The organism is Citrobacter sp. Cpo090, from assembly GCF_030332665.1.
Lineage (GTDB): Bacteria > Pseudomonadota > Gammaproteobacteria > Enterobacterales > Enterobacteriaceae > Citrobacter > Citrobacter portucalensis.
The window spans coordinates 464481-478271 of sequence record NZ_JAOWHK010000025.1 but is presented as its reverse complement, the minus strand read 5'-3'; the positions used below and the strand labels follow the sequence as shown (position 1 = coordinate 478271).

General features: G+C 51.9%; 10 protein-coding genes. 9 read left to right on the top strand and 1 reads right to left on the bottom strand.

The window, feature by feature from the left end; translation table 11 throughout:
* Positions 1-266: 266 nt before the first annotated feature.
* The 3 genes from yddG (at position 267) to OGY83_RS04830 (ending at position 3221) form a co-directional block, all read left to right on the top strand.
* The gene (gene yddG / locus OGY83_RS04840; RefSeq protein ID WP_123267207.1) at positions 267-1148 is read left to right on the top strand and encodes an aromatic amino acid efflux DMT transporter YddG; all 882 of its coding nucleotides are present in this window, start codon (positions 267-269) and stop codon (positions 1146-1148) included.
* Between the two features lie 460 nt (positions 1149-1608).
* Complete coding sequence (ompD, locus tag OGY83_RS04835) at positions 1609-2697, top strand: porin OmpD (RefSeq protein ID WP_079937272.1); 1089 nt, start codon at positions 1609-1611, stop codon at positions 2695-2697.
* A gap of 83 nt (positions 2698-2780) precedes the next feature.
* Complete coding sequence (locus tag OGY83_RS04830; RefSeq protein WP_442878198.1) at positions 2781-3221, top strand: GFA family protein; 441 nt, start codon at positions 2781-2783, stop codon at positions 3219-3221.
* Here the strand turns inward: OGY83_RS04830 and OGY83_RS04825 are convergent, their stop codons facing one another.
* Positions 3222-4709: an MFS transporter gene (locus OGY83_RS04825; RefSeq protein ID WP_286635375.1), complete on the bottom strand. Its 1488-nt coding sequence runs from the start codon at positions 4707-4709 to the stop codon at positions 3222-3224.
* Between the two features lie 117 nt (positions 4710-4826).
* Here OGY83_RS04825 and OGY83_RS04820 point away from each other — a divergent pair, with 117 nt between their 5' ends.
* From OGY83_RS04820 to narI, 6 genes are all read left to right on the top strand, one after another.
* The gene (locus OGY83_RS04820) at positions 4827-5405 is read left to right on the top strand and encodes a TetR family transcriptional regulator (RefSeq protein WP_286635903.1); all 579 of its coding nucleotides are present in this window, start codon (positions 4827-4829) and stop codon (positions 5403-5405) included.
* 212 nt (positions 5406-5617) lie between these two features.
* Positions 5618-7003: a NarK family nitrate/nitrite MFS transporter gene (locus OGY83_RS04815; protein ID WP_008784805.1), complete on the top strand. Its 1386-nt coding sequence runs from the start codon at positions 5618-5620 to the stop codon at positions 7001-7003.
* A 96-nt stretch (positions 7004-7099) separates the two neighbouring features.
* A complete protein-coding gene (locus OGY83_RS04810) occupies positions 7100-10840 on the top strand; it encodes a nitrate reductase subunit alpha (RefSeq protein WP_286635374.1) in 3741 nt (1246 codons plus the stop codon).
* Complete coding sequence (gene narH / locus OGY83_RS04805) at positions 10837-12381, top strand: nitrate reductase subunit beta (RefSeq protein ID WP_191214542.1); 1545 nt, start codon at positions 10837-10839, stop codon at positions 12379-12381. Before OGY83_RS04810 ends, narH begins: the two co-directional genes overlap by 4 nt.
* Positions 12381-13076, top strand: coding sequence for a nitrate reductase molybdenum cofactor assembly chaperone (narW, locus tag OGY83_RS04800; RefSeq protein WP_286635373.1), 696 nt, complete (start codon positions 12381-12383; stop codon positions 13074-13076). The genes narH and narW overlap by 1 nt, the downstream gene beginning before the upstream one ends.
* Complete coding sequence (narI, locus tag OGY83_RS04795; protein WP_123267212.1) at positions 13073-13753, top strand: respiratory nitrate reductase subunit gamma; 681 nt, start codon at positions 13073-13075, stop codon at positions 13751-13753. The genes narW and narI overlap by 4 nt, the downstream gene beginning before the upstream one ends.
* Positions 13754-13791: the final 38 nt, after the last annotated feature.

Genomic DNA, 13791 nt, shown 5'->3' with positions numbered 1-13791 from the left:
ATTCGTACAGGACATCTCTCAAATCGCGCCAGCGCGGCATAATTGAAAGATGACATGTACAACTTCGCGACGAAACTATCAGCTATATCCATATTTTTTTTGCGTCAAATCAATAACGAAACGGTTCCGCTACTAAATAGTGCACTTTGTTTAACCTTTGTACCCATAAGGGAGTATGTGAAAGGCAATTAATTAGCGCGCTACGATGTAAAGATGCTATAAATTTCAGCTTAAATTTTTGCCAGTACCATGGACAGACAATCAGAATGACAAAACAAAAAGCAACGTTAATTGGGCTCATTGCCATCGTGCTGTGGAGCACGATGGTCGGACTCATGCGTGGGGTAAGTGAAGGGCTGGGTCCTGCGGGTGGCGCAGCAATGATTTTTTCGTTAAGTGGCCTGTTGCTGATTTTTACCGTTGGCTTTCCGAATATCAGAAAAATTCCTGTGCGTTATTTAATCGCGGGTAGCGTGCTTTTTGTTACCTATGAAATATGTTTAGCGTTGGCTCTCGGTTATGCGGCTACTCGTCACCAGGCTATTGAAGTCGGTATGGTCAATTATCTCTGGCCGAGTCTGACGATATTGTTTGCTATTTTATTTAATGGTCAAAAAACAACCTGGCTGGTGATTCCTGGATTAATTATCGCATTGACCGGGGTTTGTTGGGTCTTGGGTGGTGAAAATGGCCTTAACCTTGATGAAATTATCAACAATGTTGCCAGCAGTCCGCTGAGCTATTTTCTCGCCTTTCTCGGCGCTTTTATCTGGGCAACGTATTGCACGGTGACCAATAAATATGCAAAAGGCTTTAACGGCATCACCGTGTTCGTTTTACTAACAGCCGCTAGTTTGTGGATTTACTATTTTATGACTCCGCAACCAGAAATGATTTTCAGCACTTCGGTAACTATTAAAATGTTCTCAGCGGCATTAACGTTAGGATTTGCCTATGCAGCGTGGAATATTGGCATTTTGCATGGCAACGTGACCATCATGGCAGTAGGTTCCTATTTTACCCCCGTGCTCTCTTCCGCACTGGCTGCTGTGTTACTCAGTGCACCGCTTTCGCTATCTTTCTGGCAGGGTGCACTAATGGTCTGCGCGGGATCGCTACTTTGCTGGCTGGCAACTCGCCGCGCCTGAAAAAAAGCCGGGTTTTGTCGCGCAAATCTAAAACCCGGCTACACTGTAATGAAATTAATGAATAATAAATGTTCATTCCACTTGCGGTTTGTGTTTGTATTTGTTTAATTAAATGTTAAATAATTGGTAATTGATTAACTCCCGAAAATATTTCATATTTACCTATAATCCTCAGCATGCATATATTACACATACGTGACTAACACCATTTAAACCATAGTTGCCATAATAGTCCCCTGCGTAAATATACCCATTCAGATTTGTCACATATAAAGATTAATACAATCAGCTATATTATGTAGATCTGGATCACACAACTTCAAATATTTCGCAATATTATGAAACTTATTATTGAACTTATACCACTGCGTCATTTAAAAATAGTTTGCCATTGACGAACTCCTTCGTTTAGCAATGGTTTAGGAAACACACCAAGAAAAAATTATAAGGATTATTTAGAATGAAACTTAAATTAGTTGCAGTGGCAGTGACTAGCCTGTTGGCGGCAGGTGCGGTAAACGCAGCTGAGGTATATAACAAAGACGCAAACAAACTGGACATCTACGGTAAAGTTCACGCTCAGCACTACTTCTCTGACGACACCAGCAGCGATGGCGACAAAACCTATGCGCGTCTGGGCTTCAAAGGCGAAACACAGATCAATGACCAGCTGGTTGGTTTCGGTCAGTGGGAATATGAATTCAAAGGTAACCGTACCGAATCCACCGGTGGTTCTGACAAAGATAAAACTCGTCTGGCATTCGCTGGTCTGAAATTCGCTGAATACGGTTCTTTCGACTACGGTCGTAACTACGGCGTAGCCTACGACATCGGTGCATGGACCGACGTTCTGCCAGAATTTGGTGGCGATACCTGGACCCAGACTGACGTATTCATGACTGGCCGTACTACCGGCGTTGCAACCTACCGTAACACCGACTTCTTCGGTCTGGTTGAAGGTCTGAACTTTGCTGCTCAGTACCAGGGCAAAAACGAAGACAGCCGTAATCCAAATGAAGCTAATGGTGACGGCTTCGGTCTGTCTACCACTTATGAATACGAAGGCTTTGGCGTAGGTGCTACTTATGCGAAATCTGACCGTACTGATTCTCAGGTAAACCGTGCAGGCGACCTGAACGCTCGCGGTAAAAACGCTGAAGTATGGGCTGCTGGTCTGAAATATGATGCGAACAACATCTACCTGGCGACCACCTACTCCGAAACCCGCAACATGACCGTGTTTGGTGATGCTAATAACATCGCTAACAAAACTCAGAACTTTGAAGCTGTTGCTCAGTATCAGTTCGACTTCGGTCTGCGTCCGTCCATCGCTTACCTGAAATCCAAAGGTAAAGACATCAACGGTTACGGCGACCAGGATCTGGTTGAATACGTAGACCTGGGAGCTACTTACTACTTCAACAAAAACATGTCTACCTTCGTTGATTACAAAATCAACCTGCTGGATGACAATGAATTCACTAGCAAAGCTGGCGCGAACATCAGCACTGACAACATCGTTGCTGTTGGTCTGAACTACCAGTTCTAATTTTGTTGTAGTCTGAATACAAAGCCAGTCCTTCCAGGGCTGGCTTTTTCTCTTAATGTAGACTCGGTCATAAGGAGTATGCCGTGCAGACATTCACTGGTCGTTGTCTTTGCGGACAGAGTCATTTTACCGTCGACGTCGAAATGCTGGATGTCTATGCCTGCCATTGCACCCTGTGCCAGAAGTGGTCGGGTGGCATCGCTATGTATCTGGAAGCCAGCGCTCACCCGCTGATGTCGCCAGATTCAGCAGAACCTTCGCACTTTCCTTCTTCAAATCGTGGTGAACGTTTCTTTTGTTCCGGTTGCGGGTGCCCGCTGTGGTTTACCCTAACGGGTAGCGATCGCTATTTTGTACCGTGGACGCTGTTGGAACTTAATGAGGTGGATCGCCGCCGCCTGGTTTTAGCGGCAGAGATCTATACGGAAACACAGCCTGCGTTCTGGAGACTGACGGGGCAATACGCTCGACTCAGTGGGAAAGAAGTCGAAGAGATGGATTACCCCTGTCATTTAGCCCATTAGTTACTGGCGCTGTACCTTTGCCAGACTGAACCACATTCCTACTGCTAATACGATAAGCATGCTGCCGGCGCTGCTTAAGGCCACGCTATGTGACCAGGTGAACGCTTCTCTGGCAGCCGTCAGCAATGCCTCACTCAGTGACGACGGGAGCGAGTGCGCCAGTTGTACCGCCTCCCCCATTGACGATGAGGCACGTTCCATTTCCTGCGCATTAAGTCCGGCTGGCGGCAGAATCGATGCAGAAAAGCTACGGCTCAACAGTAAGCCAAAGATAGCGATCCCAAGTCCTGCCCCCAGTTCATAAGCCATTGTCTCGATGGCACCCGCGGCCGCGGCTTTTTCCGCAGGTGCTGCTGCCATGATAGCCGCCGTTGAAGCCAGAAGCGCACTGGCGGCGCTGAAACCGAGCAAAGCCATCAAAATCCAGGCTTGTACCTGTTGACTACTGAAATCCGTCATCGCCAGGCCGTAAAAGCTAACAGCGCTCAGCGCCATGCCCGCCGTTGCCACACAACGTAATCCCAGACGTGAAACCAACATACCGGCAATCGGTCCGCTGAAACCACTGGCCAGCATCACCGGCAGCATGAACAACCCTGCCTGATACGGTGTTAAGCCGTGGACAAACTGTAGCTCCTGAGCCATTAGCAACTCAAAACCCACCAGCGTTATCATCGCGGTCATGGCCATCACTACGCCGCTTAAAATGATGCGATGCGTGAACAACCGCATATCAATCATCGGGCGGGCTGCCGCAAGCTGGATGCGGACAAACTGCCACAACAGTAAAGCGCCGGTTAACAGCGTCAGGGCGATGGCAACGGTCGCCGTATGCCCTTTCAGCGCGGTTTTAGCGCTGTAGACCAGCAGCAGAATGGCGACAATCAACATTATCGCATGACCAAAATTTAACGATTGATCGCGACGTCCGGCCTGGCGCGGCACTAAGCGTGCGGTTAAGGCCATTACCACCAGGACAATCGGTACATTAATTAAGAATACGGAACCCCAGTAGAAGTGCTCCAACAGCATCCCGCCAACCAGTGGGCCAAACGCCGCACCGCCGGAACCGACCGCGGCCCAGACGCCGAGCGCCATATTACGATGCCGTTGCTCAGCGAACGTGGCGCGAATACCCGCCAGCGTTGCCGGAACAATCATCGCCGCGCCAATGGCCAATACCGCTCGGGTGGCAATCAGCCAGTTTGCGCTATGAGCAAAAGCGGCCGCCAGCGATGCGAGACCAAATAATCCACCGCCTAACAGCAGCAGGCGTTTAAAGCCGATGCGATCGCCCAGCGCCCCCATTGGCAATACCATTCCGGCCATTACCAGGGAATAAATATCAATGATCCACAGCAGCTCGTTACCGCTGGCACCCAGCGTCATACTCAGCGTGGGCGCGGCAACGTGCAGCACCGTTGCATCAATCGCAACAGGGATGTAGACCAGAACAATAATGACTAACGTTAACCACTGACGAAACATAAAACTCCCTAACGAAACCAAAACTGGACACATGTCCAGATTCAGCGATCCTACGGAAAATTGAACATATGTCCAACTTTTTGTTAGACTGCGATCTATACGGACACAGGAGGAATGATGAGCTATCTAAATCGGGATGAACGTCGGGAAGTGATTCTGCAGGCGGCAATGCGTGTCGCACTTGAAGAAGGATTTTCCGCCATGACGGTTCGACGCATTGCTGCAGAAGCTCACGTCGCGACGGGCCAGCTACATCACCATTTCGCATCTGCCGGCGAACTCAAATCCCAGGCATTTGTGCGTCTGATCCGCACCCTACTTGATGCCGAACTGGTCAGCGAAGACGCCAGTTTCCGTGAGCGGCTGCATGCCATGCTGGGCAGCGAAGATGGTGGGCTCGAACCCTATATTAAGCTATGGCGTGAAGCACAGGTTGTTGCGGGTAAAGATCCAGAAATCAAAAGCGCCTACCTGCTGACCATGCGGATGTGGCACGAAGAAACCGCCAACATTATTACTCAAGGGCAGAAAGCCGGTGAGTTCTCATCCATGCCAGATGCCGCCGATGTCGCATGGCGCCTAATCGCTTTAGTCTGCGGCCTGGATGGTATGTACATATTAGGTATTGAGGAAATGGCCGATCCTGCATTCGATCGTCATCTTGATCGCATGATAACGCAGGAGTTATTTATTTGATGTAATAGATAGATTAACAATACATCTTTTATATTTACAATTAGTAACACTTGAGTAACGTGTAATTCTCCTATCACGCCGCGTTATTGCACTTTTTTATCTATTCTTTCAGTCAATATTCCTAAAACTTTTCAATAGTTTCTAAAAAGAAGCCGCGCGGCGCTGCATGCGTTTATTTCTTTTTCATGAACGGCATGTGCATGGAGAATAATATGTCATCATCAAATGAGAAAAATAATCGTTATCTTTTAACGGACTGGAAACCAGAGAACCCCGGCTTTTGGGAAAACAAAGGCAAGCACATTGCACGCAGAAACCTGTGGATATCAGTGAGTTGCCTGCTGCTTGCGTTCTGTGTCTGGATGTTGTTCAGCGCCGTTGCCGTCAATCTGAATAAAATTGGTTTTAATTTCACCACCGACCAATTGTTTTTATTAACGGCATTGCCTTCCCTTTCTGGTGCAATATTGCGCGTCCCCTACTCCTTTATGGTACCTATATTTGGCGGTCGTCGTTGGACCATTTTTAGCACGATTATTCTGGTTATTCCCTGCGTCTGGCTCGGATTTGCCGTGCAAAATACCGCTACTCCGTTCGGAGTATTTATAATCATTGCGCTGATGTGCGGATTTGCAGGTGCCAACTTTGCCTCCAGTATGGGCAATATCAGCTTTTTCTTCCCCAAAGCGAAGCAAGGTAGCGCATTAGGCGTTAACGGCGGTCTCGGCAACCTCGGCGTCAGCGTGATGCAGTTGATCGCGCCGCTGGTGATCTTTCTGCCCATCTTTACCTTTTTGGGCGTACAGGGCGTACCACAAGCTGACGGCTCGTTATTGTCGCTGGCCAATGCCGCATGGATTTGGGTGCCGTTACTGCTGATAGCCACCGTGGCAGCGGGCATGGGAATGAACGACATTGCCAGTTCGAAGGCCTCAATTGCCTCTCAGTTACCGGTCCTCAAACGTTTTCATCTGTGGTTATTAAGTCTGTTGTATCTCGCCACCTTCGGTTCATTTATCGGTTTTTCAGCAGGCTTTGCCATGCTGGCGAAAACCCAGTTCCCCGACGTGAATATCCTGCAACTGGCGTTCTTCGGTCCCTTCATCGGTGCGCTTGCGCGATCGGCGGGCGGTGTTATCTCTGACAAGTTTGGTGGTGTGCGTGTCACCTTAATTAACTTCATCTTTATGGCACTGTTCAGCGCCCTGCTGTTTCTCACTTTACCCGGTTCGGGTGAAGGAAGCTTTATCGCGTTTTACCTGGTGTTTATGGGCTTGTTCCTGACCGCGGGTCTGGGCAGCGGTTCAACCTTCCAGATGATTGCGGTGATCTTTCGCAAAATCACAATTTACCGGGTGAAGCTGCATGGTGGTACTGAAGAGCAGGCTCAACGTGAAGCGGTAACCGATACCGCAGCCGCCCTGGGATTTATCTCCGCCATTGGCGCTGTGGGGGGCTTCTTCATTCCTAAAGCGTTTGGATCATCGCTGGCGTTGACCGGCTCTCCGGTGGGTGCCATGAAAATATTTCTCGTATTTTACATCGTCTGCGTGCTGGTGACCTGGTTGGTCTATGGCCGTAAATCACAAAAAAAATAACAAAATGGATACCGCAGGATCGGACATTCAGGTAGGCCGGATCCGGCCTGACGTTCGATTCATCGTCGGCAATATTATCGAAGCAGGAGTTATGTCATGAGTAAACTGTTAGACCGCTTTCGCTACTTTAAACAAAAGGGCGATACGTTTGCCGAGGGGCATGGGCAAGTAATGCACACCAACCGTGACTGGGAAGACAGCTATCGTCAGCGCTGGCAGTTCGACAAAATTGTGCGTTCTACCCACGGCGTTAACTGTACCGGCTCATGCAGCTGGAAAATCTACGTTAAAAACGGGCTGGTGACCTGGGAAACGCAGCAAACCGACTACCCGCGTACCCGTCCTGACCTGCCGAATCATGAGCCTCGTGGCTGCCCACGCGGCGCCAGTTACTCGTGGTATCTCTACAGCGCTAACCGCCTGAAATATCCACTGGTGCGTAAACGCTTAATTGAATTGTGGCGCGATGCCCTGTCCCGCCAGCCCGATCCGGTGCTGGCCTGGGAATCGATTATGAACGACCCGCAAAAATGCCAAAGCTACAAGCAGGTACGCGGACGCGGTGGGTTTATCCGTTCCAACTGGAAAGAGCTTAATCAGCTGATTGCTGCCGCCAACGTCTGGACGGTGAAAACTTACGGTCCGGATCGCGTGGTCGGCTTCTCCCCGATCCCTGCGATGTCGATGGTTTCCTATGCCGCTGGCACACGCTATCTCTCGCTAATTGGAGGAACCTGTCTGAGCTTCTATGACTGGTACTGCGACTTACCGCCTGCGTCACCGATGACCTGGGGCGAGCAGACCGACGTTCCTGAATCCGCCGACTGGTACAACTCCAGCTATATCATCGCCTGGGGCTCTAACGTGCCGCAGACCCGTACCCCGGACGCGCACTTTTTTACTGAAGTACGCTACAAAGGCACCAAGACGATTGCCATTACGCCGGATTACTCGGAAGTCGCCAAACTGTGCGACCAGTGGCTGGCACCTAAACAAGGGACAGACAGCGCGCTGGCGATGGCAATGGGCCACGTCATCCTGAAAGAGTTCCACCTCGACAATCCCAGCGATTATTTCCTCAATTACTGCCGCCGCTATACCGACATGCCGATGCTGGTTTTACTGGATGCGCGGGAAGATGGCAGCTACGTGCCTGGACGCATGATGCGTGCTTCAGATCTTGTCGATGGTCTGGGCGAAAGCAACAATCCAGAGTGGAAAACGGTAGCCTTTAACAGCGCAGGTGAACTGGTTGTCCCGAACGGATCTATCGGTTTTCGCTGGGGCGAAAAAGGCAAATGGAACCTGGAACCCCTGGCGGCTGGCGCTGAAACTGAACTTTCTCTTTCGCTGCTCGGTCAGCATGATGAAGTGACCGGCGTGGCATTCCCCTATTTTGGCGGCAACGAAAACCCACATTTTCGCAGTGTAAAACAAGAACCGGTGCTGATCCGTCAACTGCCGGTAAAACATCTTACCCTCGCTGACGGTAGCCGTTGCCCGGTGGTGAGCGTCTACGATCTGGTGCTGGCGAATTACGGCCTCGACCGTGGTCTGGATGACGTTCATAGCGCACAAGATTACAGCGAAGTGAAAGCCTACACCCCGGCCTGGGGCGAGCAAATTACCGGTGTGCCACGCCGTCATATCGAACAGATCGCCCGTGAGTTTGCCGATACTGCGCACAAAACTCATGGCCGTTCGATGATCATTCTCGGGGCTGGCGTCAACCACTGGTATCACATGGATATGAACTACCGTGGCATGATTAACATCCTGGTGTTCTGTGGTTGCGTGGGACAAAGCGGCGGCGGCTGGGCGCACTATGTGGGTCAGGAGAAACTACGTCCGCAAACCGGTTGGTTGCCGCTGGCCTTTGCGCTGGACTGGAACCGTCCGCCGCGTCAGATGAACAGCACTTCGTTTTTCTACAACCACTCCAGTCAGTGGCGTTATGAAAAACTCACCGCGCAAGAACTCCTTTCTCCGCTGGCCGATGCGTCGAAGTTTAGCGGACATTTGATTGACTTTAACGTACGTGCTGAACGAATGGGCTGGCTGCCGTCTGCGCCGCAGCTTAACCTCAACCCTCTGACCGTTAAGGCAAAAGCTGAACAAGCAGGGCTATCTCCTGCGCAATACACCGCACAAGCGCTGAAGTCGGGTGATATTCGTTTTGCCTGCGAACAGCCGGATAACGGCAAAAACCATCCGCGCAACCTCTTCGTCTGGCGCTCTAACCTGCTCGGCTCCTCCGGTAAAGGGCATGAATACATGCTCAAATATTTACTGGGTACCGAAAGCGGGATCCAGGGGGAAGCGCTCGGTTCAAGCGAGGGTATTAAACCTGAAGAGGTTGAATGGCAGTCCGCGGCGATAGAAGGCAAGCTCGATCTGCTGGTCACGCTCGATTTCCGTATGTCCAGCACCTGTTTGTTCTCCGATATCGTTCTGCCAACCGCTACCTGGTATGAAAAAGATGATATGAACACCTCGGATATGCATCCGTTTATTCACCCGCTATCCGCAGCGGTCGACCCGGCATGGGAATCTAAGAGCGACTGGGAAATTTATAAAGGCATCGCCAAAGTATTCTCTGAGGTTTGCGTCGGACACCTTGGACAAGAAACGGATGTCGTATTGCAGCCGCTGCAACACGACTCTCCGGCAGAGCTGGCACAGCCGTTTGACATTCTGGACTGGCGCAAAGGCGAATGCGATCTCCTGCCGGGGAAAACGGCACCGAATATCGCTGTTGTGGAGCGTGACTACCCCGCCACCTACGAACGTTTTACTTCACTCGGTCCGCTCATGGACAAGCTTGGTAACGGTGGGAAAGGCATTGCGTGGAATACCCAGGCAGAAGTCGATTTCCTCGGCAAGCTGAACTACACCAAGCGCGAAGGCCCGGCGAAAGGACGTCCGCTGATTGACACCGCGCTGGATGCCTCTGAGGTGATCCTCGCCCTGGCGCCGGAAACAAACGGTCAGGTAGCAGTGAAAGCCTGGGAAGCGCTGGGGGCGATGACCGGACGCGACCATACGCATCTGGCGTTGAATAAAGAAGACGAGAAGATCCGTTTTCGCGATATCCAGGCGCAGCCACGCAAAATCATCTCCAGCCCTACCTGGTCCGGGCTGGAAAGTGAACATGTTTCCTATAACGCAGGCTATACCAACGTCCACGAGCTGATCCCATGGCGTACCCTGTCCGGTCGCCAGCAGCTGTATCAGGATCATGCGTGGATGCGAGCGTTCGGTGAAAGTATGGTGGCGTATCGTCCACCTATCGATACCCGCAGCGTCAGTGAAATGCGCGAGGTTCCACCAAACGGCTTCCCGGAAAAAGCGCTCAACTTCCTGACGCCGCACCAAAAATGGGGGATCCACTCTACCTATAGCGAAAACCTGCTGATGCTAACGCTGTCGCGCGGCGGACCGATTGTCTGGATCAGCGAGACCGATGCCAAAGATCTGGGGATTGAGGATAACGACTGGATTGAAGCCTTCAACGCCAACGGTGCGCTCACCGCGCGCGCAGTGGTGAGTCAACGCGTGCCACCGGGAATGACCATGATGTATCACGCTCAGGAGCGAATCATGAATATCCCTGGCTCAGAAGTCACCGGGATGCGCGGTGGGATCCATAACTCGGTGACCCGCGTCTGCCCGAAACCGACGCACATGATCGGTGGCTATGCGCAGCTGGCATACAGCTTCAACTATTACGGTACGGTCGGCTCTAACCGCGATGAGTTCATCATGATTAGAAAAATGAAAAATATTAACTGGCTGGATGATGAAGGTCGCGATCAGGTTCAGGAGGCGAAAAAATGAAAATACGCTCACAGGTAGGCATGGTTCTTAATCTGGATAAGTGCATCGGCTGCCACACCTGCTCCGTCACCTGTAAAAACGTCTGGACCGGGCGTGAAGGGATGGAATATGCGTGGTTCAACAACGTCGAGACTAAACCGGGGATTGGGTATCCAAAAAACTGGGAAGATCAGGAAGAGTGGCAAGGCGGCTGGGTTCGCGATGTTAACGGCAAAATAAGACCGCGTCTGGGCGGTAAGATGGGCGTGATCACCAAAATTTTCGCCAACCCGGTGATCCCGCAAATCGATGATTACTATGAACCGTTTACCTACGATTATCAGCATCTGCATAGCGCGCCGGAAAGTAAGAATCAGCCCACCGCGCGTCCGCGTTCGCTGATCGATGGTAAGCGGATGGACAAGATTATCTGGGGTCCAAACTGGGAAGAACTGCTTGGCGGCGAATTCTCAAAGCGTGCCCGCGATCGTAACTTCGAGAAGATGCAAAAGGAGATGTACGGCCAGTTCGAAAACACCTTCATGATGTATTTGCCGCGCCTGTGCGAGCACTGCCTGAACCCAAGCTGTGTCGCCACCTGCCCGAGCGGTGCCATCTATAAGCGTGAAGAAGACGGCATTGTGCTGATCGACCAGGACAAATGTCGCGGATGGCGCTTGTGCATCAGCGGCTGTCCGTACAAAAAAATCTACTTTAACTGGAAGAGCGGTAAGTCAGAGAAGTGCATTTTCTGCTACCCGCGTATTGAATCCGGCCAGCCGACAGTATGCTCGGAAACCTGCGTTGGACGTATCCGTTATCTCGGCGTATTGCTGTACGATGCCGACCGCATCGAAGAAGCGGCCAGCACCGAGCATGAGACCGATCTCTATGAGCGTCAGTGCGATGTATTCCTCGACCCGCATGATCCGGCGGTCATTGAAGAGGCGTTAAAACAAGGTATTCCGCATAACGTCATCGAAGCGGCCCAACGTTCGCCAGTCTACAAAATGGCGATGGACTGGAAACTGGCGCTGCCGCTGCACCCGGAATATCGCACCCTGCCGATGGTCTGGTATGTACCGCCATTGTCACCGATTCAGTCGGTCGCCGACGCGGGCGGACTGCCGCACAATGGTAACGTTTTGCCTGCGGTTGAGTCGCTGCGAATTCCGGTTCAGTACCTCGCCAACATGCTCAGTGCGGGTGATACCGGTCCGGTGCTGCGCGCGCTGAAACGTATGATGGCCATGCGTCACTATATGCGTGCGCAAACAGTGGAAGGTGTGACGGACACCCGCGCGATTGAGGAAGTGGGTTTGACCGTTGAGCAGGTTGAGGAGATGTATCGCTATCTGGCCATCGCCAACTATGAGGACCGCTTTGTGATCCCGACCAGCCACCGTGAAATGGCGCGTGATGCCTTCCCGGAGAAAAACGGCTGCGGATTTACCTTCGGTGACGGCTGCCATGGCTCAGATACCAAATTCAACCTGTTTAACAGTAGCCGTATTGATGCCATCGACATCACCGAAGTTCGCGATAAAGCGGAGGGTGAATAATGCAAATCCTGAAGGTTATCGGCCTGCTGATGGAATATCCCGACGAGCTGCTGTGGGAGTGTAAAGGCGACGCGCTGGCGCTCGTGGCCAGCGATGCCCCCATGCTTACCGAATTTAGCCAGGGGTTGCTCAATGCGCCACTGCTGGATAAACAAGCCGAATGGTGCGAAATATTCGACCGGGGCCGGGCCACCTCTCTGCTGTTGTTTGAGCACGTGCATGCCGAGTCCCGTGACCGTGGCCAGGCGATGGTTGATCTGTTGGCGCAGTACGAAAAGGTTGGACTGCAGCTCGACTGCCGCGAACTGCCGGATCATCTGCCGTTGTATCTGGAGTATTTGAGCGTGTTGCCGGAGGCACAGGCCAAAGAAGGACTGCAGAACGTTGCACCGATTCTGGCTCTGCTGGGTGGGCGCTTAAAACAGCGCGATACACCGTGGTATCAACTGTTTGACGCCCTGCTGCTGCTTGCCGGAAGCCCTCTTTCAAGTGACAGTGTCACCAAACAGGTTGGCGCGGAAACCCGAGACGATACCCGTCAGGCGCTGGATGCGGTATGGGAAGAGGAACAGGTGAAGTTTATCGAGGATAATGCCACCGCCTGCGACAGTTCACCGTTACAAAACTATCAACGACGCTTTAGCCAGGACGTGGCACCTCAGTATGTCGACGTCAGCGCGGGAGGCCCGAAATGATACAGTACCTGAACGTCTTTTTTTACGATATCTACCCGTACCTGTGCGGCACGGTGTTTATCCTCGGCAGTTGGCTACGCTATGACTACGGGCAATACACCTGGCGCGCCTCTTCCAGTCAGATGCTGGACAAACGCGGCATGGTGTTGTGGTCAAATCTGTTCCACATCGGCATTCTGGGGATCTTTTTCGGTCACCTGTTCGGCATGTTAACGCCGCACTGGATGTATGCCTGGTTCCTGCCGATTGCGGTGAAACAACAGATGGCGATGATTGCCGGTGGGCTTTGTGGCGTACTGACGCTGGTCGGCGGCGCGGGCTTGCTGGTGCGCCGACTGACCAACCCGCGGGTTCGTGCAACGTCTTCCACCGCTGATATTCTGATCCTTTGCGTTCTGCTGATTCAGTGTATCCTCGGCTTAACCACCATCCCGTTCTCCGCACAGCATCCTGACGGCAGTGAAATGCTGAAACTGGTTGGTTGGGCGCAGTCAGTGGTGACTTTCCAGGGCGGCGCATCTGCGCATCTGGATGGCGTGGCGTTGATTTTCCGTGTGCACCTGGTTCTGGGGATGACTATCTTCCTGCTATTCCCGTTCACCCGTCTGGTCCACGTATGGAGTGCGCCGTTTGAATACTTCACTCGCCGCTATCAGATAGTACGTTCCCGCCGATAATTGACTCTGATGCCCGGTAGCGTTTGCGCTTACCGGGC

Excerpts from the sequence above, each read along its gene's own strand:
- yddG (WP_123267207.1), top strand. The coding sequence starts at position 267 with ATGACAAAACAAAAAGCAACGTTAATTGGGCTCATTGCCATCGTGCTG.
- ompD (WP_079937272.1), top strand. The coding sequence starts at position 1,609 with ATGAAACTTAAATTAGTTGCAGTGGCAGTGACTAGCCTGTTGGCGGCA.
- OGY83_RS04825 (WP_286635375.1), bottom strand. The coding sequence starts at position 4,709 with ATGTTTCGTCAGTGGTTAACGTTAGTCATTATTGTTCTGGTCTACATC.
- OGY83_RS04820 (WP_286635903.1), top strand. The coding sequence starts at position 4,827 with ATGAGCTATCTAAATCGGGATGAACGTCGGGAAGTGATTCTGCAGGCG.
- OGY83_RS04815 (WP_008784805.1), top strand. The coding sequence starts at position 5,618 with ATGTCATCATCAAATGAGAAAAATAATCGTTATCTTTTAACGGACTGG.
- OGY83_RS04810 (WP_286635374.1), top strand. The coding sequence starts at position 7,100 with ATGAGTAAACTGTTAGACCGCTTTCGCTACTTTAAACAAAAGGGCGAT.
- narH (WP_191214542.1), top strand. The coding sequence starts at position 10,837 with ATGAAAATACGCTCACAGGTAGGCATGGTTCTTAATCTGGATAAGTGC.
- narW (WP_286635373.1), top strand. The coding sequence starts at position 12,381 with ATGCAAATCCTGAAGGTTATCGGCCTGCTGATGGAATATCCCGACGAG.
- narI (WP_123267212.1), top strand. The coding sequence starts at position 13,073 with ATGATACAGTACCTGAACGTCTTTTTTTACGATATCTACCCGTACCTG.